Origin of the sequence: Legionella saoudiensis, assembly GCF_001465875.1 — a bacterium.
GTDB classification, from domain to species: Bacteria; Pseudomonadota; Gammaproteobacteria; order Legionellales; family Legionellaceae; genus Legionella; species Legionella saoudiensis.
This window is the reverse complement of the sequence record NZ_LN901324.1, coordinates 1,579,530-1,604,767: the sequence shown is the minus strand read 5'-3', so window position 1 is coordinate 1,604,767 and position 25,238 is coordinate 1,579,530. Positions and strand designations below refer to the sequence as shown.

Genomic DNA, 25,238 nt, shown 5'->3' with positions numbered 1-25,238 from the left:
CTTGGTGCACCATAACTGCTGCTTCTATGGTAATGGGCATAATTAGTTTAGCTGATAGATGCTTACTTGCTGGCAGTAATCATCTGCTATATTTATGCATGAGAATGATGCTAATGAATCCCTATAGGAGCCTTCTTGAAATTAAAATCATATAATTTACTAACTTGGGTACCCCATCTTTTTTTGTTTTATAAGGAAAAGGTATTTCGAAAATTATTGCCGATTACCGCAATCGTTACGGTTTATGCAATTTTGATTCTTTGTTTTTTTGAAAATGCCAAAAAATACAATATAGGGCAATTTCATCTAATTTTTAGTTTTATTTTAGCCATTGTTATTAGCTTTCGAGTAAATACCAGTTATGCGCGCTGGTGGGAAGGGCGCATCCTGTGGGGCGGCATTAATAATAATTGCCGTAATTTAGGTTTAAAGTTTGATGCATTTATTGGTTTAAATAAGCATCAGGATTTTTATGAATTACTCATGAAACTACCCATTATTATGAAAGCGCATTTACGTAAAGAAACGGACGAGTTGCAAACGGAATTATTATCTGTATGTATTCATGAATTAGACTCCAATAATCCCGTGCTCTTAGTAATGCAGAGGATGTATGGCATTCTCAATCAATTACGCCAAGAAAATAAATTACAATTAGAGCAATATTTAGCATTAGATACGCATATGGCAAATCTAATTGATCTTATTGGTGGTTGCGAGCGTATAGCTAATACGCATGTCCCTCCACCATTTGCTTTTTTTGTAAAGCAAGCCTTGCTCTTTTATGCGCTAATTTTTCCCTTCGGCTGGGTTAATACTTTTGGTTTCTTGGTGATCCCGATGATGGTGATGATTGTCTACATCCTACTGGGTTTGGAAATTTTATCTGAAGAGTTGGAAGAGCCTTTTGGAAAAGGGGATAATGATTTGCCGCTAAATAATATTGCGAAAAATATTGTGCGCAATGTGGAGCAAATTGCAACAGTATCTCGACAAGGTGGCTTATAGTTTAGGTGAATCAGGAATCGGATTATCTCCCCCCTGCTCTTGCTCTTTCATGAGCGTGCGACAGTGTTCAATATAATTTTCAAGCGATTGAGTTTGTTCCATACTAGAGCCACTGTATTCTTGTTCGAATAGTTGTAAGATGGTAAGCATTCTCGCAGGCGAGACCCGTTTTGTTTTGTATCGGGAGGAGTTGGGATTTTCATTGATATGTTTTATCAATGTATTGAGATTTGCTGGGCTTTTGACGGGTACTATGGGTTGTGCAATAAATAATTCCTCATAAAGAGCAGCTTTAATTTCATCAAAGGTATCCACATCAATTAGTTGAATTACTTTGTTTAAATGCTCAGTAAGATTTATTTTATGGGAGCGAGGATCCATGAGCCAGGCACTCAGTGAGAAAGAATTATCCTCCATGCCCTCAGCGATATTTGATTGATAAACATAGCCTAAAACCCCCTGGGTGGTTTTTTCGCTAGCAAGCATCACATAGGAATGTCCTGGAATATCAATGCGAATCAATTTAGGTAAGTGTTTATCCAATTCTCTAACTAAAGAGGGGAGCTTGGGTGGTTTTTGTGTAAGGGGAGTAAATAAGGTATTTTGGGTTATAAGTTGACAGAAAGCATTAGCGATATCCCCACAACCAACAGGAAAAAATAAAGATTGTTCAATCGATTTTTCCAAGCCTCCCATTTTCTCAAACACAAGGAACACATTTACCATAGTTTGCAAATCACATCCTTGCAGTGCGAGATGAAATTTAGCACTGGCGACACTATCAAATCGCTTTTCATAGGAGTCTAGTACCATTTTTCTAAAGTATTGATCAAAGTCATCCAGGGTGAGCTGTTGGCTGTCTTTTTGAAAAAAAGAAAATTCAGTTTTAAAATTCATAAGATTTTTGACCAAATTAATATATAATTGTATCAGGTTAATATTTTTTTTCCTTTCTGCAAAGTAAAAATAGAAGATTCTTATGACGAATACAAATGCGAATAAATATAAATTTTTTACTGAAATCAATACGGTACAGAATTTATTACATGATTTTTTCAATAAATTAAAAAAAAATAATCAATCTCCCATCGAATTGGCTAATATTTTACAAGCGTTACTTGATGGGGAGAATATTCCTAACTTGCCTAAAGAATTAGAGCCAATAACTATTTTTTTAAATAAGCCTGAACTAATTATTGCAAACTTAAATGATGAAGGGAAAACATACTTTAATGCTGCCGTAAGAGACAAATTAACCTGCTTTATCACGTCGTTGAGGGAACAGCAGGAACAGGAACCCCAAGGGAGCCTAGAAGGGCCTGCAGGACGTAATGCTTTTAGAAGTTAACATGAGAGAGGTATTTGCTAATTGAGCAGGCAGCCCGAAACTCTGGTTGCTTCACTTCGTTCTGGTTCTTCATAGTTCTTATGTTTAAGGGTCTTTAATAATCGATATAATAGTAATAAAGCATTTAGCTCCAGTTTTCATCAGTTTATTCTTCACTTTGGGTTTGAGAAGAAATGGATTCCCGCCTGCGCGGGAATGACACATCATAGTAGGCTCATTTTAAATATTCAAAGGTTTCCCGTTAATCATTACTTTTTGGTTTTCTAAGGTAAAATCGACCACATAGTAATCACCATCGACTTTCAAAAATCCTTTATTTGTTAAGTCGGAAATTAACTGCTCAGCCTGTTTTTCTGCTTCTGCCTCGGGGTTAGCCGCAGAGGGGGCAGGGAAGGCTGCAGTTGGATTGGTTACTGATGCAGGCTGTTGCTTCTGCGTTTTCTTTTCTAAATCACTCTTAATTGAGGAGACCGTTAATGATTTAACCAAGCGAATAGGGGCTTTAAAATGACCTTCACCTCGTACTTTTTGCATTGCTTGGGCTGAGTCTTTTGCTTCATTTTCAGGCAGCCATATTTTAAAGTTACCGTTAATTTGCCCCTCAGGCAGGTTTAGATTCATCTCGGAGAGCTCAATAATTGGCCCTTTAGTCAATAGCTTAGGTAATTCAGCAGCAACAGCAAGCATCGCAAGGTTGGGATCCACATTATTTTCAACCATATTGGCTTCTTGTTGATTGAGCTTAGCCATTACATTTGGGTCTAAATTTTTAATGTTGAGTCTAAAAACGCCCGGACCATAATTTTGATTATCGATTGTGAATTTTTTTAAAGATAAATTACAGTCAATGGCTACCTTATTATCATTCACTGCCGAATTAAACCGCATATCGAGTCCTTGCAGTTTAAAATTCTGAGCATCGGGTGCATTAATTATAACGGAGGCGAGACTCAAATTAGATTGTCCAAGCCATAACCACTCTTGATGCCGCCATAGCTGTGCTTCATGTTCAAATTTTTCAAAATTAAACTCAATGTTGCTGGCAGAGCCACTAAGACCATATACGTTTAAACTAGTATTAATCTTGTCGAGTTTGGATGAAAAACGTAGTTTAGTATTTAAACCATTCCAATTGATTTGTACTGCTCCATCCGCAGTCCCATCATTGCCTTTTAGATTAAAAGAGGGGAGAGAATATTTTATGACGGTTTCTCTTAAATAATTGATCAATGCCTTATAGTGAGTTTCTGGACGGGTCGCGATTTCGGCAATTCCAAAGCGGAAGCCGTTGTCGGTCTTAATAAATGGCCCATGTTTAATGCGAATAGGAATGCTTATATATAGATCAAGAGGCGTATCCATTTTGGTAATGCCATTTTGATCGGTAATTTTTTGCGCAGGTATATGCATTTTTACATTGACTTGCGCCTTTGATGAAAACCATCCTTGTTGATAATGCTCCAAATGAACATTTATTACAGAGGATTTAGGAAACGAATCTATATTATTGGTCAGGGTGTTTTTTGCCATTACCCCCATAATATAATAGGCAAAGAGAACGACTACAACGAGACAGAACAAACCAATCCATTTTTTCATGATTATTTTTATTAGTAGTCTTTAATAGTAATTAATTATGTAGCTTACAAAGCTTTGTTTGTAAAATAAATCATCGCAAATATGACGGGTAGAAAAATAAAGAGTGATTACAGTTAGCTGCAACTTGCGGTTTTTGAGAAAGCGCTTAAGCATTTTCACCAATCTTTTCAGCGTCTGTTAACAGACTTATCCACAGAATTTGTGGATAAATTTCAAGAAATTTATGAGCAGGTTTTTGCGCGAAGTGGCATATGAATAAAGGGCTAACGGATCTTGTTTGATTTCTGTTTTACTAAAAAGTTTGAGAAGATTTAAAAGTTATTCACAGAGGCTGTGCATAACATAAGAAGATTGCCTCAGCATGATAACAAAAAAAAAAATGAAAAAACAGCTTGAAAAAATTCTTTTTTATACTACAGGATTTTGGCTAAATCCGTAAGCGTAAGACGGCTGCCTGTCACTCGTAGGCCTTGACCCAGTTTTATATTTTGATTAATTTGAAGGATGCAGATAAAAAAGCGCCCCAGAAGGACTAGCAGAAATGGAGTTATTAGAGGAACAGAGCACAAATTCTAATACATCAATAGGCGTACTAATTTTAGTAACCATCGGCGTAGGTATTGGCTCAGGTTTGATTGGCATGTCGCTGGCTTTATTACTCCACTATTTACAACATATCGCTTACGGTTATAGCCCTTTACATATTATTAGCCCTGAAAGCTTTTTAGAGGGGGTTAGTGCGTCTAGTCCGACACGCAGGCTTTTAGTTTTAGGGAGTTGTGGTTTAATTGCCGGAGGGGGCTGGTTAATTATCCAACGTTTTGGTAAGCCGTTAGTGAGTATTGCCCAAGCCATCAAAACAGGCAAAATAATGCCGCCCTTAACTACAATCTGCCATGCTTTAATGCAGATCATTACCATTGCTTTAGGCTCACCTTTAGGCCGCGAGGTTGCTCCGCGTGAGGCTTCGGCGGTGTTTGCTACCTGGCTTTCTCATAAAGCAGGCCTTAGTTTGGATGAAACAAAAATTATGCTCGCTTGCGGTGCTGGCGCAGGATTAGCAGCGGTTTATAACCTTCCTTTGGGGGGAGCAGTTTTTGTGATGGAGGTTCTCTTGTTTAATTTCCATTGGGCTATTTTGCTGCCAGCTTTTGCTACATCTGCTATCGCTACGGTGGTATCTTGGTGGGGATTGGGGCAGGAGGCGACCTATCATATTCCTGAGTTAACAAGGATTGATGCCTCTTTAGTCATTTGGTCTATTGCCGCGAGCCCTATATTAGGTTTTTTTGCTTTTTGGTTTATTGAAATTGCAAATAGACAACGAACTAAAGCGCTTCATGGTTGGCCTATGTTCTTTGCTTGCCTGGCAAACTTTATCATGATTGGATTTCTAGCCATTTATTTTCCCTCTTTATTGGGGAATGGGAAGAGTGCCGCACAGTTGGAATTTAGCCAGTTATTGTCAATAAGCATGAGCGCTTTGATCTTGATTTTAAGAAGTTTTATTGTGTGGAGTAGTTTACGTGCTGGGGCCTGGGGTGGACTTTTAACGCCCTCACTAGCAAATGGTGCATTATTTGGGGTGCTTTTAGGTGGAATGTGGAATTACATTTGGCCAGGCGCTCCATTGGCCGCTTATGCGGTGATTGGGGCTGCAGCTTTTCTTGCCGCAGCTCAAAAAATGCCCTTAACGGCGACCATTATAATTTTTGAATTTACACGGGTTGATTTTGTTTTTTTAGCACCGGTGATGTTTGCAATCTGCGGAGCTATGGGGGTTGCGGCGTTAACAGGTAAATGGCTTGCAAAGCCAACCTAAATGAATAGTTGCAAGGATCCCCATGCTTTGTGTAGGATTAGTTTTTCTTCCCATTCCCCTGTGTCATGAACTATTTAAAATCGTATTTTCTTAATGGAACGACCCTAAGACAAGAATTTTTGGCGGGTATTACTACCTTTTTAACCATGGTTTATATTGTTTTTGTAAACCCAACGATTTTACATGATGCGGGTATGGAGCAGGGGGCGGTGTTTACTGCAACGTGCCTTGTGACGGCATTTGCCTGTGCTCTAACAGGAATCATTGCGAACACGCCAATTGGTATTGCACCGGGCATGGCCTTAAATATTTATTTTTCCTACAGCGTTGTTCAGGGAATGGGGATTGACTGGCAGCATGCGCTGGCGATGGTATTTATCTCAGGGATATTGTTTTTTATCGTAACGTTAACCGGAGTAAGGCGCTTATTAATTGAAGCAATCCCTTATAATTTACAAATTGCGATTTTGATTGGCATCAGTTTGCTAATCGCTCTGATTGCACTTCAAGCCAATCATATTATTGTGGATGATGCGCATAACTTAATGCGTTTAGGCGATGTGCGCAAGCCGGAAATTGGCTTGTTCTTTCTAGGATTTCTAATCATTCTCGTGCTCGATTATTATCGGATTGCTGGGGCGATTATTATTGGCATACTGAGTATTAGTATTTTGAGTTTGATATTGGGAATGACTCAATGGCAAGGAGTATTCGATATTCCTCCTTCGATAGAACCTACTTTTTTGAAGCTTAATTTTTCGGGTATGACCAGTGCAGTTGCTTTAAAAGCCATATTCACTTTTTTCTTAATTGCTATTTTTGATGCGACAGGAACTTTAATTGGTTTACTTAATCCCACTATTTTTAAGCAGCAAGAAGATTACGCGCGCCGTATTAGTTATACCTTAACTGCGGATGCTGCTGCATCAACCTTAGCTGGACTTTTAGGTTCGGCGAGCACTTCGCCCTATATTGAATCAGCCACTGGTATTGAAGCAGGCGGGCGCTCTGGGCTAACCTCTTTAGTTATCGCCCTAGGCTTTATCCTTATGTTGTTTTTCTTCCCTTTGGCAAAGATGATTCCCACTTATGCAGTAGGTCCAGCATTGCTTTATGTAGCTTGCTGTATGATGAAACATTTAACGGATATGAAATTATCAGATATTAGTGAAACGGCTCCAAGTATGACCACTATAATGATGATTCCCTTTACTTCATCTATTGCTAATGGCATTGGTGGTGGCATTATTCTTTATAGTATTTTGAAACTGTTGACTCGACAAAAGCTGAATCCGTTAGTAATTATTTTAAGCCTGATTTTTATACTCTTTTTTTTAATTAGTTAAGAGGCTAAGCAGAATACTCATTCATTCAAAAAAGTTGGAGTGTTGTATCACGTAATATCAGGAGCTTGTTAAATACCAGGATCAAAATGCAACTCGCTTCAGTGATACTTTTTTCCTCATTTTCTGAACATCAAATAGGTGCACAAAAGGAAAATAATTATCCTTGTCCTGAGCTGTAAATAATTTAGTGCAATTAATTTGGAGATGAACTGTCGGTGTTGCCATAGTGCCGACAATAGGTGAGACATGGACAGGGTTTGTCTTTGGCCTTTAGCCATTATGATTTCAGGGGAATTGACCGGAATGGATTTAAAAGGTACAATGTGATCCTTTTGTTTTCTATTTATTTTTAAAGGGGCTTGTTGTGACCTTTGATGACAAAAATAACATTGTTGAAGTTTGTCTTTTTGAAAGTTTTCTAGCGAAATATTTTATTGAACATCCCGAAATTTTTGAGCCACTCTTGGATAAGATTGCTATAGCAATAGATTCTTTGATTCAGGCTAATTCAAAGAATAGCGATTTTGATAGAAGACTCTTTGCTGCGTTTACAGAAACTTTGAGTCAAGATTCTTCCCTTGAAAATTTTGATGCCGTAAAAAAATCACGCTCATTAATCATTTGGGATACTTTTCTAAAATATTTTATAGAACGAGTTATGACTATACCCAATCTGATTTATCCTTCTTTAAAGCGAGAGAGTTCTTTGGAGTCTTTGAAGGGGCTAATACATTATAGTTTATTTAATACGACACCCAATTTATATCAGAAAAAACTATTGGAGAAGATGCGTCCAAACGATTTGTTTTCAGATGAAAATAGAGGATGTATTGAGTTAGAGGAGGAGGAGCCAGTGGTTCCAAGTTTTAATATAGGAATTTTATCTGAGACTTCTGGAACCTCTATTCCTGAGGAGCTGGTAAATTATTTAAAATTTGAAAACTATCCCAGTAAGCAATTTTATGCACCCAAAGAAGACAGTGAAATGGCCAATTGGCTTCGCGAGCATTATATACCCGTTATCAGTGGTGCTTCAGGAGGCATTGGTAAGACCATAAGTTATTTGACCACATTACTGAATTTTTCTTCCACCGAATATAAACTCTTAGGGTTATTAGTTGCTTCGTCCACTATTGCTTTAGGACATCATTCTTTTTTTGAGGTAATGCGGCCACTGAGCTTTATTATGAATTTTATTGAAGAGAAAGAGGACTTGTGTGCTTTTTATGAGCAAGTCATTCCCGCAGAGATCAAAGCACTAAGCTCTTATAAAGAACATATGAGCGGCCCTTATGGGGCTGCATTGATTAAGGATTTGAGTTTTGAAGAAAAGGAGGCTGGGGAGCTAGAATTCCGTAATTCCTGGTAACAATACTCTCTTGTCTACATCTTAAGCTGTTGGCAAGAGAGATGACTAGGATGTAATTGCATCCAACTAAAACTTATCTTAATAAAAATCAATCGTCGTGGTCGTTATATCAACGGGACTTCTATAAGGATATCGTATGAGCGGTTCAACCACTGTAGCAGATGCTCGTTCCCTACATATAATTTCAGAGCTAAGACAACATCCCTGAAGCGATAAAATCGTTAATGCTAAAATGGTCCATTTCATTTTCAGTCTCTATTTTCATCAGCGTCTAGGTGCACAACAAAAAAGACATCCATATCAAGTATATACCATAAATCAAACAAGGAAGGTCGGCAGCTGAATTGCAAACTGAAGTAATTAGGCTAGAGTTTTTATAATAAAGAGTAAGGTAACAAGGAGAGTTAAATGAAAACGTATAAGGCAGTGGAAATTACGACTCCTGGTCAATTAAATATTGTTGAACGACCTGTTCGTGAACCTGGACCAGGGCAAGTTCGTTTACGTGTAGAAGCAGCAGGCGTCTGCCACACGGATGTATTAGCCGTTGAAGGAATGTGGCCTGGGTTACAGTATCCTTTAGTGCCAGGTCATGAAATTGCTGGCCGTATTGATGCTCTTGGCGAAGGAGTAACTACTTGGAAGGTAGGACAACGTGTTGGGGTAGGTTGGTTTGGTGGCGAGTGTGGAGAATGTGAGTCTTGCCGACGTGGTGATTTTATCAATTGTATCAAACTGATCATTCCTGGTTTTACTAGGGATGGAGGGTATGCAGAATTGGTTATTGTAGAGGCTCGTGCTTTAGCATCTATTCCCGAGGAGCTTAGTGCAGAAGAGGCTGCTCCTTTACTCTGTGCAGGAGTTACCACTTATAATGCATTGCGAAATGCCAAACTACGTTCTGGCGGGGTGGTTGCGATACAAGGTATTGGTGGTCTTGGCCATTTGGGTGTTCAATTTGCACGAAGAATGGGATTTTATACCATTGCTATTGCTCGCGGCCAAGAAAAAGAGAAATTGGCCTTGGAGTTAGGCGCTGATAAATACATTGACAGCACCAGAGAGGACCCCGCGGAAGCTTTATTAAAACTAGGCGGAGCCGATGGAATTTTAGCTACTGCAGCGAGCGGAAAATCGATGAGTGGTTTAATTGCAGGTCTAAAGGCACGTGGTAAATTAATTGTAGTTGGTGTTTCTAATGAGCCAATTGAGATTTCTATTCCGCAACTTATTTCCGGCACCAAAGATATCCATGGTGCAGCCTCAGGTACGGCAATAGATATTGAAGATACGCTGAAATTTAGCTGTCATCAACATATTCATTCGATGAATGAAGTGGTTCCTTTTGAGCAGGCTAAAGAGGCATATAATAAAATGAAGAGCAATGCTGCACGGTTTCGGATGGTTTTAAAATTTAGATAAATTCGTTTACGTTTATGCTTCATTAGAATGGCTTGGGTTACAAGTAACTAATGAGCTAAACTGTAATTAATTACGAAAAGATCATAAATGTGAGAAAAGAAGTCGAAAAGATACCGTTACTAATGGAGCTCATAAGGATTGCGGCATGGAGTTATCCTCGATTTAGTGACAGTTATCGAGATGTGATGGTCCCTAATTCCCTTGCCCTGCAAGGGTTAACAGGATAAAACCAATTAGGTAATTTTATTGATATTTTTATATAAAACCTTAAATGCTTTTTCTATCTGACTCTTTTTATGATCTGCGGTTATAAAAATTCGCAAACGGGCTAAATCCTCTGGAACAGCAGGATAAATTATTGGCTTTATATTAACTTGCTCTAAAAAACACTGGCGCGAAAGAGTTATGCAATCAAAGGATTTGCCAATAATTATTGGCAGAATGGGTGTATGATCATTTAAACCAATATTAAAACCATAACTTAATGCAATCTCTCGTGCATAAGAGCTTAATTGTTTCAGTTTTGCAACTCGTTCTGGTTCATTTTTTAATAAGCGAATTGCGGCTAAAGCAGCTCCAGCCATTGCTGGTGGCATACCAACAGAAAAAACAAATCCAGGACATGTGTATTTTAAGTATTCAATTAATTCGGACTTTCCTGCTATATATCCGCCACAGCTGGCAAATGCTTTACTCAGCGTTCCCATCCAAATATCCACCGAATCAGCATTTACACCAAAATACTCACGAATCCCCCCACCATTTTCTCCCAGTACACCAATCGAATGCGCTTCATCAACCATAAGCCAAGATTGATATTTTTGTTTTATTTCAATAAATTTGGGTAGATTAGCTATGTCTCCATCCATACTATAAATACCTTCGATTACAATAAGCGCTTTTTGGTAATGTTGACGATTCTTCGCTAATAATTCCTCAAGAGTCTCCCAATCATTATGAGGAAAGCTGATACGTGTTGCTCCTGAATAGAGAGCACCTAAAATTAAGCTATTATGGGAAAGTTCATCATAAAGAATTAAATCTTCAGCACCATATAAATGAGCAATTGTATTAACATTAGTAGCATGTCCTGTGGTAAACACTATGGCATCTTCTGCTCCAATTAAGGAGGCTATTTCAGTTTCCAGCTCACCATGAAGTATTTTTTCTCCTGAAACGATACGGCTTGCTGATACCGAGGTTCCATATTGACGCATGGCACGAACAGCCTGGTTGATTATTTGTGGGTGTGTACTTAAGCCTAAATAATTGTAAGAGGTAAAATTTATTATTTTTTTTCCACCTATAAAGCAACTATCTGTTGCAGCCTTTTCTTGCTTGTCAAAAAATATATTGGGAAGATTTTTTTGGGATTTTTTAAACTCTTTATAGGTAACAGAATTGGTAAAATCAATAGCCTTTTCTCTATAGTTACTAGGTTTCGTTTTTTCCTTGGGAAGTTTTTCGACTTTCGCAAGCGAAGAAACCTGTTGAGAATCAATGAGGCTTTTAATAATTTCTGCGGTTTCTTTAATATTTTCTTCATTTAAAATAAAGTTTTCATCAAGCTCAATTAAAAAAGTTTTTTGAATTTCAGAAAATATCTCTTGTAAATGTATGGAGTCAAGACCATAAGTGTACAAGGGTTTTTCTGGATCAATGTGTTCTGGTTTTTGTTTTAATACGTTGGAAATTCGAGAAATTAACCAATGTTCTAAATCGGCTAATGAGGTTGTTTGAGAATTTTTCTGGGCTTTCATTTATGCACCTGTAGAGTTCCATTTAAAAAGGATGGGTAACCCATGGTTTTCAACCATTAATTTAGTATGTTGCCTTCTTAACTTTCCGCTCGTTGTTTTCGGGATGCTTTTTGCAGGACAAAGTATAATTTCACTTATAGGAATACAAAAATTCAAATTAACGTGTTCATAAATTTTTTGGGTGATTTCCTTAAAGTGCACTAAATTATGCTTATTTATTTCTACAACAACAGTAACTTCCTCTTTATTACCATAGTTACTCGCATAAGCTACACTACATCCTGGGCGAATCTCGGGATGACTTGTTTCAATACCCAATTCTATATCTTGGGGATAGTAATTTTTTCCATTGATAATGATTAAATCTTTAATACGGCCAGTAATATACAAATTGCCATCCAAAAGAAATCCCAAGTCACCAGTTCGTAAATAAGAAGTTTTAGACTTATCATTAAGTGAAGCAGCGAAAGACTCTCGCGTTTCTTGCTCTTTATTCCAATACCCCTTCGCAACACTTTCACCATTTAGCCATATTTCACCGACTAATCCGTCATTACATATTTCCGGAGCAGGAGTCTCTACATTAACAATTAGAGTAGGCATTTTGGGTTTGCCACAACCTACTAATATTTTTGAGTCTTGTTGTGTTGCAGCAATTATTATTTTATTTTTCCTTAGACCTTCTTGCTCTACACAAAGATATTGAGGAGAGTCATTTGAGTGGGTCTTTTCTCCACTGACATATACAGTTGCTTCTGCTAAGCCGTAAATAGGATAAAAAGCATTTTTTTTAAATCCGAAAGCAGAAAATTTGTTAGAAAATTTTTCTAACGTGCTGTGCTGGATAGGTTCGGCTCCATTAAATGCTACATGCCAATGCGCTAAATTAAATTCAGATGGGAGTTCTTCGTTTTTTATTTTATTGGCGCAATATTCAAAGGAAAAATTTGGTCCCCCACTGATTGTTCCATGAAATTCGTATATTGCTTGCAACCATAAAAGAGGATTGCGCAAAAATACTATTGGTGACATCATCATTACTTCATATTGGCAATAGACGGGAAATAGTAAGCTGCTGATTAATCCCATGTCATGGTAAGGCGGCAACCAAGATACCAAACGTTCATTTTTTGTTTTTCCAATTGTCTGAAAAACCAATTCTATGTTCGCTAGAATATTTTGGTGAGTGATAACAACACCCTTAGGCATTGAGGTAGAACCAGAGGTGTATTGTAGATAAGCCACATCCTCACTTCTTTTATCTACATGTTGCCAGTTTTTTGATACAGTGGTAATTTGATTGATATCAAGCCAAAAAAAGCTTTTAAAATCCCACTCTAAAAGATCTGTTGTTTTGCTGGCAAATTGCTTTAATAACTTTTTCATCAAACGATTTTCGGCAATTTGTTTTACGAGGCTCAAACGCTTTATGCTTGTAATGATTTTCGTATTGGAGAGAATTACTGTAGGTTGAGCATTTTCTATAATTGCTTGAATTTTTTCGACGGTATTTTTATTAAAAGGAGGGTATGCAGGAACAGCAATTACTCCCGCATATAAACATGCCCAAAATGCCAGAATATAGTCGATTCCAGGAGCAAAAATCATTAATACTCGGTCTCCAGGAGATGTATGCGCTTGAATTATCGCTGCAATGGGTATTATTTTTTCCTCGAGCGAACCATAGTTATAAGTTAAATTATCTTTAAAGGATCCTGTTTCGGAAAAATGATACACGTTTTTTTCAGGAGTACCTTGTACGCGCTCTTGAAATAACTCAATAACATTTTTAACTTGAGCACTCATATTTACCACCTAAATTAAAGAAAGACAGATTCATACTTTTGGGGAATTTTATTAAGTATAGTAAAAAAAGGCTCTATTTCACGCGTGAGAGGGGATTAATTAACTATTGTTGGAAGTGAACCTGTAAATTACCGTTACCTGTTGAACTTAATCAGCTATTTAGAGAGAAAATTAAGCGACTATTAATTAGAAACATATAATGAGATTTGCATTTGATATTTCATTAATAGTTTTAGATATGCAGTATAAACCATCGTTCATTTGCAATGAGCCTGAATGAGCGAGCATAAACTAATATTATCTCCAAGAATGGGCCTCAATAAGTGGGATACGTTAAGTGGGGCCTTTAAGCACGTCGTTATTCATCTCTTCTGACTGTTGAAGTTTTCTTAAGGAATCATTGTGCATTCTAAATCGATTTGTTGTGGAATAAGTGTCAAAAAAAGAGGTCATTTTATGTAAGCAATTATCAACCTTTTCAAAAACTTCTTTCCAACCTTGATACTTTTCTAAAATACCTCGTGATTCCTCAATGGCCTTTTGTCCTTTTTGATATAAATTATTGAGAGTTTCTTTCAGTTCTTCAGATGGCAAGCAGTTTTTTAAGTCTTCTTTTGCTTGCTCAAGTTTGTTGTAAGTCCCTCTTGCACTAATAGCCGCTGCTTTAACTTTCGGGTCTGCAGTTTTTTCTGCTTGTTGCTCTAACTCTTCAGTTTTATGTAAGAAGCTATCAAGATGTGTTTGTAGTTCAATATTTTCTGAAATACTTTTCACACTTTTCTCTTGATGAGTTAAATACTCATTTTTCGCCTCATTAGCAAGCTCGTTGATTTGCTGTAATTTCTCATCAATTAATTTTCCAATACGCCCTTTATGATCACTTGGTAGCATGGCAATCAGTTTTTCCTTTGCTTCTTCCAATAAGCACTTATATTTTTCATGTAAGGCACTAATTTGGGTAATTGAGTTTGCTGTAGAAAAGCTATAATTAACTTTTTGTATATTTGCTAAAAGCGCATTTGCTGAAAATATTAAGAGTTGCTCCTCTTTTTTATGGGTAATTTCAGTAACTTTTTTTTCCACTGCTAATTCAACAACGTTGGCATACTCATTAAGTATAATGGAAGCATTTTTTATGTTTTCATCTTTTAGCATGCCTCTTGCTTGCTCTATAAGTTTTCTAGCATGATCTTCCACCTCTACCTCAGTAGATAGATTATTATAATCCACTGCTATTCCTTCAATTTCTGCAATACAATCCAGTAAGATAGTGGCTGATTCATCCACTACTCTCAAGCGATCTTCTTTTCTTCTAGTAATATTCTTAAGCTTTACATCGAGTGCAATGTCTAAGAGATGGACATCAGAAAGCACTTTTTTAGCTTTTTTTACCTCTTCAGAACTAACTAGTTCTATTACTTTCTCTCTTAAAGCTTGCGCATGAGATTCAATATCAGAGGTAGTAATCAACTCGCTAAAATCCAAAACTATTGCATCAATAGCTTTCATACAATTAAGAAGGGCAGTGGTAGATTCCCCTAGGAGCGTAACGCGCTCATAATATAAATTATTTATTTCTTCTCTTTTTTCATCAATGAATTCATCTAATATTGAATGATGGAGTTTGTTTTTCTCTAAAATGGTAACTATTTTAGGGTGGGTTTTGATGCGGTCTAACAAATTAAAGACCTCCTCTTTTTCTTCATTCAAATCCTCAATAGTTGTACACTCACTCAATTTTTTAGGTGTGTCTGTGATTACCGATTCGAGGAGATCGACTGCTAACAATTGTTTTTGTATTGATAAAGCTAGTCTGATTTCCTCTTCTTTACTTTTAAGGGCTTTTTTTACTCCGGAAAAAGGATATCCTTGTGATTGGAATCCTTGGAGGTTAGGATTTTCGTCCACAAGATCATGTAAATTAAGGAAAATTAACTTCTCTTGAAGACTCAAAACCTTCATACTGCTTGTTTTCAAAGAAAATGAAAATGCCTCTATTTGTTTTATAGCATTATATTCAATAGTTTCAGCAGCCTTTAAATATCGATGTCTTTTTGAGGCGCTCTCATTAATCTCCTGGCTTTTTTTGTTAAGATGAATGGTGATTTGATTTTTCTCTTCGGGGCTTAGATGAGCTGGAGTTAATGCCTCAATCGTCTCATGTAGTGCTTGAATCACTTGTGCTTTATGCTGGGCAACAGCGTCTGGCTCATATATTGATTCAAAAGAAGCTGGAAACTTGTTTATTTGCCAAATAATATCTGATATTAACGAATAACTTAGCGCTTTTTCAGAGACGTCCCCTTGCCACCATTGTTGGGCTTTACCTTCTTTTAATACGATCTTCAAGCCTGGGTTAGCTCCTTGGAATTGATGTTTTAAGCTATTGGCCAATTCACTTTGGGTTTCACTTAACCGGCTCAGGTTATTAATGATTTCTTTGGTAGATAAAGTGCCCTCAGCACACATTATCTTTACAAATTCATTTTTCTCTCTCTCGTTCAATCCGTGCAAAAAAAACGATAAGTGCGGAATTTTTTTATGAAGAGTCAATAATCCCTCAATCATGTTTTTATTAAAAAGTTTTATATCAGCTAAAGAAAAATCAACCGAAGAAAAATCAACTAATAATTGATAAACATCTTGATTTAAAGAAATATATTCTACTTCTTCGAGAGGTAAATCCTCTAAAAGGCTGTGCAAAGCTAAATTTCGTTTTGGGATATGATAAATTATAAATTTGGGATCTCGTTTAAGGATTTCATCTAAAGAGTAAGTCACAATTTTTTGTTGATTATCCCAAGGGTTTGCCATTATAAAATCATAACTTCCGGCTTGATTAGGTCTGATTTCGGCAAGACGTAAGCCATGCCTTCCCCGCTCATTGTGCGAGTTTTCAAAATCAATACCAATATATACAGGATGATCGGGATTTAGCATTTTCAGACGCAACAATTTTTGTAGGTCTTCATCTTGAGGCGATTTTGATGTTAATGACAAATCAGCGGTTTGCACCTTAGTCAGAGCAGCAATAAATGCACCATCAGCCATTTTTTCAAACCGCTCGCCCTGACCTTTGACCCCATGCGCTTTTAAAGAAGCCTCTGCTGTTTTACTGTCCCAATCGTATCTAAAATAATAAGGAAAAACATGTTCCAAAATTTTTACTGCTAAGGCATTTGTTTTAACTCCCTTTGAATCTTCCTTATCAATGTCTATTAGTTGCTCATTGGGAATGAAGAAAATTTCCTCTTGAGTATCCACATCACGGTAGTGTTTGTATTTACCGCGACTATTTAACTTAGCTGCATTTAAGCTATTGGATGCCAATTTAGCAGGAATACGTAGAAAAACTCCCTCTGGATTTTCAATGAATAGAGATTTTATTTTTTTTAATCCTTCCTCTGAACTAAACATGCAATCAAGGGATGCTAATAAATAACAATCACTAACCATACCCTGAATAATATGGATTTTTTCATTTTGAGGGAACAATGGGGTTAGAGGTTTAGGCATAAAAGCTCCTAACTATAGCTTGTATATAATTCTAGTATATTTTTCATGTGGATCTGACGTAATGAAACGGTTAACTTACTTAAGCGTTAGTAAAGGTCAGGTTTAGAGCTGGGTTTTTGGTTGTCCGAGGCACACGAATTAGTTTTAAGCTATAATAAGGCTAACTAAACATCAACATGGTTTTATTATGCACTATTCTGATTGCTATAAATACGTCAAGAACATAAAAGATAAAGACTTTGCTAAAAAATTAGAGCAAGATTTAAAAAATTTAGAGTTAGAAGCCAATAACCCTAACATTGTTGATTTTTTAAAAGAAAATAAAGATAGTGGTGAAGATATTTTTGCGTTACGTAAACAATATGATCTTATGCAATTGGAAAAAGTAGTTAATGGCATTAAATCAATACGGAAAAGCATTGAGGAGCAAGCGGCTATTAAAAATGAACCTAGTTTTTCATTAATTAGTCTGATTCTTAAAGATATTCAAACAACGGCCAAGTCTCAACTTAAAAATTATGAGGACTATGTAAATAATGATCATTATTATGATCTTGCAAAGAGCTATGCAACCCACTACATCCCTTTTAACCAATCTAATGATCCTTTTAAAGGATCCGACTTCCAAGGATATTGTTGGGGACATACTCATGAATATGGAAAATTATCCTCTGAAGGGCGTTTGGAGAATCTCACTCAGGCATCAAGTAAAAAAGTATATAACACATATCAAACTAACTTTACCTTGGCAGATATTGTTTTTAGGAGAGTTGGTTGGTATTTCTCCGTACAACAAGAACAAAAAATGAGAGACGCAATTTGGAATGCGTTAAAAGATTTAGATGAGAAAACAATTTTCAACTTTAACTTTTTAACCAGTGGCTTTCACTCTACAGGGTTAAGAATGGTGGGAGATGGCATTGAATATTATGAAAATAACTACGGTATAGTACGTTTTGATACGCGGGAAGATGCAGTTAATTTCCTGGCAGGTCATCTACTGCATGAGGCCCAAGCCAGCAATTCAGAGGTTAAATTTATTACCGTGTATAAATTACCTTACGAAAATGATCCCAAACAGGATCTTTTTTCTGGATTAACCGATATGGGCTGCATTCAAAAACAACCAAAAGGTCCAAAAGTTGAGCATTCAGAGGAATTAGCAAAAGCCATTACAGCTTTAAGAGAGTATGGCCAAAAGTTAAGTGAGGGAAATGAGATCAAAGGGAAAATTAAAGGCAATGAAATAAAATTTTTAGTCGAAGAATTAGAAACCCTGCCTGCAGAGGAAATAAAACAGCGAGTAGATGCTATTCTTGAAAACAAGAACCACAGTTTAATTCTTAACAGAGGCACTGGGCTTTATTTTATTAGTTCAAAAATGACAAGCCACAGCACTACAGAAACTCTTTTACAGGATATTTCTAAATCAGCACAGAGCAATACGTTAGATTTAAAATCTGAGGCCTCATTTTGACCTCTGTCCAGAATCTTTGGCATCATTGGTATTGCCATATGCTGCCGTGAGCGCCAAGATAAAAATTGGCATCACGTTAGCAACTACTCTTAAGTTGATGCCCTGGGTAATTCATTATTTCAAATAATAAAATTGTCAAAACACCATATGGAAGGGTGGTGGAAAATAAAGCGTAGCCCAATAAGGCTATTGCTTGCGTGCTTACGGTGGTAATAAAATAATACCCCTTGTTACCCTATCTCGTTTAACAACAAACATTCCTAAGTTGATGCAGGATACATAACTCAACCAAATAAAAACAGCCAAAGTAGTTCCTTACTAAATATAAGCAAATAATCAGTAACTCGAGAATAATAAACTGTTTAATCGCCTCAGGAATACCAGGAATTTGGGGTAAGGCATCAAAGGAAATATCCCTTGGCCATCACAATACTGCCATCAGCCGTTTGAGTTCGCGGTTCTTTTTTATACGCGCGATGAATAAGTCCTGAGATAAAAAACAGGAAAAAAAGTACAGCAAGATATAGATGCATTCTTTATTCATTTAGTCTTCAGATAAAACAGTGGGCATTGTAATTTTATGTTAGATTGTATCTCCCTAAAAACATAGAGAAAAATATGATACGCATAAGAGTTGCCAAGCTTGAGGACACCCCAAGTCTAAATGAATTAATTACTTTATCGGCCAGGGAGTTAAGTCGTGACCTTTATTCAGAAAAAGAAATTGAAGCTGCTATCCAGTATATATTCGGCGTAGATAGCGAATTACTTAATGATAAGACCTATTTCGTGATTGAGAAAAATGGCGAAACAGCAGGATGTGGGGGATGGAGTAGACGTAAAACTTTGTTTGGTGGTAATCAATTCTCAGCAAGGGAAGAACCTGTTTATCTTGATCCAAAAAAAGATGCAGCCAAAATAAGAGCTTTTTTTATTCATCCGAAATTTGCTAGGCAAGGCCTTGGGAGCATGCTATTACATCATTGTGAGCGAGAAGCTAATTTACATGGGTTTACTCAATTTGAAATGATGGCTACACTTCCTGGAGTGAGATTATATTCTGCTTTAGCTTATGAGGCTATTGCAGAGGAACACGTTATGCTTCCGAATGACATTTCTTTAAAATTTGTGCGTATGGCGAAAAATCAGAATCCATTTAATTTTTAAAGGAGTAAAAATAATGCGAATCACGACTCTACGGCGAACCACATTAATATCCTTATTGGCTTTTGCTGCAGCAGCACAAGCTGAACCTGAGCAGCACCATGGGGGAGAAGGACAACCCCATGTGCAAGCACCTCATGTGGAGCAACCCCATGTGCAAGCACCTCATGTAGAGCAACCCCATGTACAAGCACCTCATGTAGAGCAACCCCATGTACAAGCACCTCATGTGGAGCAACCCCATGTGCAAGCACCTCATGTGGAGCAACCCCATGTGCAAGCACCTCATGTAGAGCAGCCCCATGTGCAAGCACCTCATGTGGAGCAACCCCATGTGCAAGCACCTCATGTAGGGCAACCTCATGTAGGGCAACCCCATGTAGAACAACCTCATGTGCAAATACATCAGGGACATATGCATCAACCGTCGAGCGCTCCAAATCCTAATCTTCATGGTCCTGCGATTGAGCAGGGGGGAGTTAAAGGGCATCAGGCGCCTAACCAGCCAATGCATCCAGGGGCACCTAACGTGATTCAGCAAACAACTCCTGCCCCAGGACATATCACTAACCACGCACAACCGAATACTATTAATACTCATGCTCCCGTACGTGTAATTACCAATACTAATCCCAGCTATCTGTCTAACCGTTATACTCAGGGCAACCTGCATACTTCGATACATCAAAATCAGCAATTTATTAATGCCCCAAATAATGCGCAGTTTTTGCATCAAATCAATGGGTATCGACAGCAGTATCATAATCAATTTTACAATAATAACCTGCGGCGTTTTAACGTTTATGGCCGTTACTGGCAAAATAACTACTACCATGATTGGTACAGCGCTTGGTATCGATGGGGATTTTATGGTGGATTTTGGTATCCGGTGCGACCTTATTTTGAAATAGACAATTATTTCACCTATCCAGCAGTTCAATGGTTCTTTATGGATGAGGAAGTTACACCCGAATATTACACTACCTATTATTCTTCTTCCAAAGCTCCAGAATCATCTGGTTGTTCTGGGGTATTTCCTTATAAACATGCTTATTTTCCTACAGATACTTTGCGCGATTTGTTGGTAGAAGTTAGTGGATTTCCTCAGGATTTACGCTGCAATTTCCGCATTGCGGTTATTAATATGACTTCAAATTTACAGCAAGCGATTAATAATTATTTTGCAGCAAGTTTCACCTTCCAGCAGAACGATATAGTCGTGAATTATTATCAAAACTTGCATAATAAAGCGATTGTCATTTCTGGTTTTGTGAATCAGGGGAACATTAATGTTGCATTTGAGGCGCTTCTTGAGTTACATCATCCTGATCGCAGTATTACCTTTGTTCCCGATGGACAAACACCCACGGAAAGTCAGTTAAATGTCTTGGAGCAAATGAATGAGCGCATCAAACAACTGGGTGGTGATCCGTTTACAGCGCAGCAAGAACCTGCAACCGTAGTTGATACTGGAAACGCAGGCCCAACTGGACCATAAACAACGAGGCCCGTATTAGCGAAAGATAATACGGGCTAAACTATTTATTTCTTTTCCATAGTATTATTAATAGTATTATTATATGTATTGTCATTAATCCCATCGGACTCAACAGTGGGGATGAAAAAAGAATGTCTGCTTACCCCAGAGCTACTCGCCTTTTCTTGCCCAGCCTGATACACATAATCCATAAATCCCGGCAGGTTTTCTTCCAGCCATTCTTTATCCAGCTCTTCAAATGTATCAACAGACATAACCTTCTCTGGATAAAGCTTGTTTTTTAAAGTAAATTCCAGCAAAAGATAAAGGGCTAGCTCATTACTTGAGGCAAATGCAATGTCTATTGCAGTTTTACCTTCTTCATTTTTCGCTGTTAAACTGGCCCCATGTTCTAGTAAGAGCTGAATTACATACTGATTTTCTGTTGACTCAGAGGAGGAACAAGCATAGTGCAAAGGGGTATTCCCAGCATCTGTAGGCTGATTAATTTTTATATCTGATTTTTGTAATAATTCCCAAACAATATTAACAAGACTTTGATAAGAAGCCACACACAAAGAGGTTATACCTTCAGCATTGCCTTGATTCACTAGAATATCGTCATGTTTGAGCAATTTTAAAACAATATTTTCTGTACCATACTCGCAAGCGATGTACAAAGGAAATTTTTTATTTTCATCATCAATTATTTGATTCACCTTAATTAGCTCATGCTCTAATAATGCTTGAACAGTTGTTTCATCCTCGTATTGGCATGCGAGGTGTAGGGGAGCTTCACCTGCTTCGGATGGTTCATTAACTAGGATTTCTGAATGTTGTAATAGTGCTTGAACGATTTCAGCATGTCTTTTTGCGCAAGCAAAGGATAAAGGGCTTTGTCTTTTTAAATTGCTTTCATTAACTGCAGTATCCGGATGTGCTATTAATTCTTGAACAATTTCAATATACCCTTGGGCGCAGGCAATTAATAAAGGAGTTTCACCTTTTTGGGTTTTCGTGTTAATCAATATATTAGGTTGTCTTAATAAATCCTGAACAATCTTTAGATTTCTATGTCTACATGCCAAAACAAGTAGCCCTGTATTGAGATGATCATGTATCGTAGCCTGTTCTGCTGTAATAGGGTGCTGAGCCTGAAAATTATCAAGCTGCGCTTCGAGTGCGGAGTTTTCCTGGTTCGTTAATATTTCTATATTAATAACAACATGCGGCCTTTCTTCTGAATCAAATGATTTAAAAATGCTATTGGCAAGTTCTTCTGTATTCAAGTTACGAAAATAAGAGTTATTCTCTGGATCATCAAAGTCATTGGTGTCTACATAGAGCCAAGTTCCACCATTTTTATTGTATTTGAAACAAACCGTATGGTGGATATTTCTTAATATAATTGGGGGCGAGGCATTTGTATCTTTAAATATGTTTGCTAAATTGCTTAAATAATTGTTTAGATTTTTTTTATCAAAAGCATACGGTCTATTGAGTAGGTGGGTTAATTTCGTATCTTTAAGTTTTTCTGGGCTCAGGAAGGAATAAACCTTATTGATGTCTTCCTGGGAGGTACTCTCTTCAAATAAATCAAGATGTTCATTAGGTTTTAAATATAATTCTATACCATCAAAAAAAGCCAGTACTTCAAGCAACTTCTCGTTTTGTTCACCAATAGGTTCTATGACAGATTGAATTTTCTTTTTAGCTTTTTGGATGTCTTTTTTTAGTTGCACAAAATGGGGCTTATAAGATGCAATAAAGTGCAGTCGATCAAAAAAATATTGCTCATCTTCAGCTAAAAATGCTTGGGTCAACATTAACGAAACACCATGGCATAGACCCATTTCTGATAGTTGATAACCCAGTAACTTACCTAAAGTATATAAATCATAATGGGTTAATTTAGTCATAATCCCCGGCGCTTATATTTTTCACAAAGTGATTTTTTTGAGCTTTATTGATTTATTTTAGGACACTTATGGGGATGTCACAAGGTTTCATCTCAGTATGTTATTCTAAATAGAATGACGAGGTTTGAGATTTATGAATTTAAAGGATTGTTATAATGCTTTAAATACCTGGTTGCTAAATGATAAGACGCGTAATCATTTATATGCGCAGCATCACGAAACAAGGGGATGCCGTTTATTTCTGCTTGGCACTTACCTTGTGGGCATTGCACTTTTGCTGGGTCGATAATAATTAGTTGAGCATATTTTTTTTTCATGCGTAAAAATAGATCATCCTGCCATTGTGACTTTTTCGAAGTTACATCAAACTCACATTGTTCTGGATCATAATTTGTGCGTGTTTTTAGGTGATGAAGGAAACACTGATATGAATTACCGACTACAATGGATTTAATTAAAACAGGCTTTGCCCCTGAATCAATAATAATTTGTAATGCTTCCTCCAACGCGTATTCAATGCGCTTTTTTATCGGAATTTCAGGCTTTTCAGGAATCAATTTATTGGCTAAATAACCATCCCAATTTTGGCCTAATATTACAAAATCATAATGATTTTGTTTGATCATCGCATAGTAGCGTTGAGTTTGCTCATAGCAGGCGGTGTAATTTTGCACATTCCAGTCATATTGACGTATCTTGGGTAAAGAAAGACAGGCTGAAGTGGCATGAGAAAGTACTGATAAATTGGCTTGTTGAGCTAGCCTATCCATAAACCCCCATAAATGGTTTGCATGTGAATCACCAAACATAAAGCCACGTTTGCTGTTGGAATGATGGGCTCCAAGCATGCAATTGCTATGAATGGCTACATTTTTCTCATCCAGACACAATGGTCTTTGGGAGTTATGGTAACGTTTAAGTTGACTTGCAATTCGAGCTGTTTCTGCAAAACGCTGTGGATAACCATCATGGTGCTTGACTAAAGAGCTGCTTATATAAATTAACGCCAGAGGGATTATGAATAAAATCGCTAAGCTATAACCGAATTTAAGCGTATTAAATTTTTGGGCTGGTTTCTCAATAAACTTCCAGGACAAAAAAGAGATAATAAAAATACAGCTAAACGCTAGTACGAAAAACGGAGCTGTTTCAGGGACTGCCAAATAATGCATTAATACAAACACTGGCCAATGCCAAATATACAATGAATAAGAAAGGAGGCCGATAAATACTAAAGGTTTTATGGAGAGTAAACGGGTAAGCAGAGAGTGAGAGTTATTTTTGCCTGCGGCGATGAGAATACTTACAGCGACACATAAAATAAATGCATAAGCATTTGGAAAGCCCCAGCTAATATTACTGCGTGTTGCGATATAAAAAATTACAAAAAGTGCGGCGGCATTAAGCGATTCGGATACATATTTATTTAAAACAACCCGATGTGAGCCAATGGCAACACAGGAGCCAATTAAAAATTCAAAAATACGACTTGATAGATAATAGTAGGTTTTGGCGGGTGCCTTTGCCGAGTAATATAAGGCAAGTACCAAAAAGACTAAGGTGAGCAGGTAGATGATTTTGCTCAGCTTTTGAGGAGCAACAAGACGGTGTAACGCGTACATGGCCAAAGGAAGGATAAGATAGCACTGCCATTCTATGGATAAGGACCAGGTATGTAATAAAGGCAATTCGTTTGCCTTAGCTGAAAAATACCCTTTGGTAGCTTTTTCAAAAAAGGTATTAGAAATAAAAAGAGTGGTCTTACGAGCACTTTTGAAGTAATTCACTAAATCTTCAGGTAAATAAAAAATACAGGTGAGGCAGATGGTGGTAAGAATTAAACAAATAAAGACTGGCTGTAATCGCCACAGCCTGCGGCTGTAAAATTCAGTGAAAGAAAAATGATTTTTTTGTAAAGAACTATGCAGAATGCTGGTAATTAAAAATCCAGAAATGACAAAAAATATATCAACCCCTACAAAGCCAGAGGGGAATAATTTAAGTCCGCTATGGAATAATAAAACAAATAAAATAGCAATTGCTCTTAATCCATCAATATCTGGACGATAGGTCACGCTCAATCTACCCTAAATTTTTGTGCCTGCATTTTATAGCATAATTTTACTGGTTTATAGTGGGTTAATTTTATAGGGTTCTGTTCGATTTGTTGGAAGTGTTTTACAATCCAGAACCGGATTGAATTCA

The 25,238-nt window shown here is 37.2% G+C and carries 16 protein-coding genes; 9 read left to right on the top strand and 7 right to left on the bottom strand.

The features are described 5' to 3' along the window. The first annotated feature begins 135 nt into the window (after positions 1-135). A complete protein-coding gene (locus BN3124_RS15890) occupies positions 136-1,008 on the top strand; it encodes a bestrophin family protein (RefSeq protein WP_058535738.1) in 873 nt (290 codons plus the stop codon). Here the strand turns inward: BN3124_RS15890 and BN3124_RS15885 are convergent. Further along, positions 1,003-1,905: a hypothetical protein gene (locus BN3124_RS15885; RefSeq protein ID WP_149865286.1), complete on the bottom strand. Its 903-nt coding sequence runs from the start codon at positions 1,903-1,905 to the stop codon at positions 1,003-1,005. The genes BN3124_RS15890 and BN3124_RS15885 overlap by 6 nt on opposite strands. A gap of 82 nt (positions 1,906-1,987) precedes the next feature. Here BN3124_RS15885 and BN3124_RS15880 point away from each other — a divergent pair, with 82 nt between their 5' ends. After that, positions 1,988-2,356, top strand: coding sequence for a hypothetical protein (locus tag BN3124_RS15880; RefSeq protein ID WP_058535736.1), 369 nt, complete (start codon positions 1,988-1,990; stop codon positions 2,354-2,356). Between the two features lie 219 nt (positions 2,357-2,575). Here the strand turns inward: BN3124_RS15880 and BN3124_RS15875 are convergent, their stop codons facing one another. Continuing rightward, positions 2,576-3,955 (bottom strand): YdgA family protein, encoded by a 1,380-nt coding sequence (locus BN3124_RS15875; protein ID WP_058535735.1) that lies wholly within the window; start codon positions 3,953-3,955, stop codon positions 2,576-2,578. A 541-nt stretch (positions 3,956-4,496) separates the two neighbouring features. Here BN3124_RS15875 and BN3124_RS15870 point away from each other — a divergent pair. The 4 genes from BN3124_RS15870 to BN3124_RS15855 all read left to right on the top strand — a co-directional run bounded on the left by BN3124_RS15870 (position 4,497) and on the right by BN3124_RS15855 (position 9,914). Then, positions 4,497-5,777, top strand: a complete 1,281-nt coding sequence (locus BN3124_RS15870) for a chloride channel protein (RefSeq protein WP_058535734.1) — start codon at positions 4,497-4,499, stop codon at positions 5,775-5,777. 65 nt (positions 5,778-5,842) lie between these two features. Beyond that, on the top strand, positions 5,843-7,123 hold the full coding sequence (locus tag BN3124_RS15865; protein WP_058535733.1) for an NCS2 family permease: 1,281 nt from the start codon (positions 5,843-5,845) through the stop codon (positions 7,121-7,123). Positions 7,124-7,487: 364 nt separating this feature from the next. After that, complete coding sequence (locus BN3124_RS15860) at positions 7,488-8,492, top strand: hypothetical protein (protein WP_058535732.1); 1,005 nt, start codon at positions 7,488-7,490, stop codon at positions 8,490-8,492. A 408-nt stretch (positions 8,493-8,900) separates the two neighbouring features. Next, positions 8,901-9,914: an alcohol dehydrogenase gene (locus BN3124_RS15855; RefSeq protein WP_058535731.1), complete on the top strand. Its 1,014-nt coding sequence runs from the start codon at positions 8,901-8,903 to the stop codon at positions 9,912-9,914. Positions 9,915-10,147: 233 nt separating this feature from the next. Here the strand turns inward: BN3124_RS15855 and BN3124_RS15850 are convergent, their stop codons facing one another. The 3 genes from BN3124_RS15850 to BN3124_RS15840 all read right to left on the bottom strand — a co-directional run bounded on the left by BN3124_RS15850 (position 10,148) and on the right by BN3124_RS15840 (position 16,996). Beyond that, entirely contained in the window at positions 10,148-11,674 is a 1,527-nt protein-coding gene (locus tag BN3124_RS15850) for an aminotransferase class I/II-fold pyridoxal phosphate-dependent enzyme (RefSeq protein ID WP_058535730.1), read from the bottom strand. Then, complete coding sequence (locus tag BN3124_RS15845) at positions 11,675-13,480, bottom strand: fatty acyl-AMP ligase (protein WP_058535729.1); 1,806 nt, start codon at positions 13,478-13,480, stop codon at positions 11,675-11,677. A 333-nt stretch (positions 13,481-13,813) separates the two neighbouring features. Beyond that, positions 13,814-16,996: a hypothetical protein gene (locus BN3124_RS15840; RefSeq protein ID WP_058535728.1), complete on the bottom strand. Its 3,183-nt coding sequence runs from the start codon at positions 16,994-16,996 to the stop codon at positions 13,814-13,816. Between the two features lie 187 nt (positions 16,997-17,183). Between BN3124_RS15840 and BN3124_RS15835 the strand changes: the two genes are divergently transcribed. From BN3124_RS15835 to BN3124_RS15825, 3 genes are all read left to right on the top strand, one after another. Next, a complete protein-coding gene (locus BN3124_RS15835) occupies positions 17,184-18,473 on the top strand; it encodes a hypothetical protein (protein WP_058535727.1) in 1,290 nt (429 codons plus the stop codon). A 618-nt stretch (positions 18,474-19,091) separates the two neighbouring features. Then, entirely contained in the window at positions 19,092-19,640 is a 549-nt protein-coding gene (locus BN3124_RS15830; RefSeq protein WP_058535726.1) for a GNAT family N-acetyltransferase, read from the top strand. Between the two features lie 13 nt (positions 19,641-19,653). Beyond that, complete coding sequence (locus tag BN3124_RS15825; protein ID WP_058535725.1) at positions 19,654-21,135, top strand: hypothetical protein; 1,482 nt, start codon at positions 19,654-19,656, stop codon at positions 21,133-21,135. Positions 21,136-21,179: 44 nt separating this feature from the next. Here the strand turns inward: BN3124_RS15825 and BN3124_RS15820 are convergent, their stop codons facing one another. Beyond that, the gene (locus tag BN3124_RS15820; protein WP_058535724.1) at positions 21,180-23,033 is read right to left on the bottom strand and encodes an ankyrin repeat domain-containing protein; all 1,854 of its coding nucleotides are present in this window, start codon (positions 23,031-23,033) and stop codon (positions 21,180-21,182) included. Positions 23,034-23,164: 131 nt separating this feature from the next. Next, complete coding sequence (locus tag BN3124_RS15815) at positions 23,165-25,108, bottom strand: acyltransferase family protein (RefSeq protein ID WP_058535723.1); 1,944 nt, start codon at positions 25,106-25,108, stop codon at positions 23,165-23,167. Positions 25,109-25,238 lie beyond the last annotated feature (130 nt).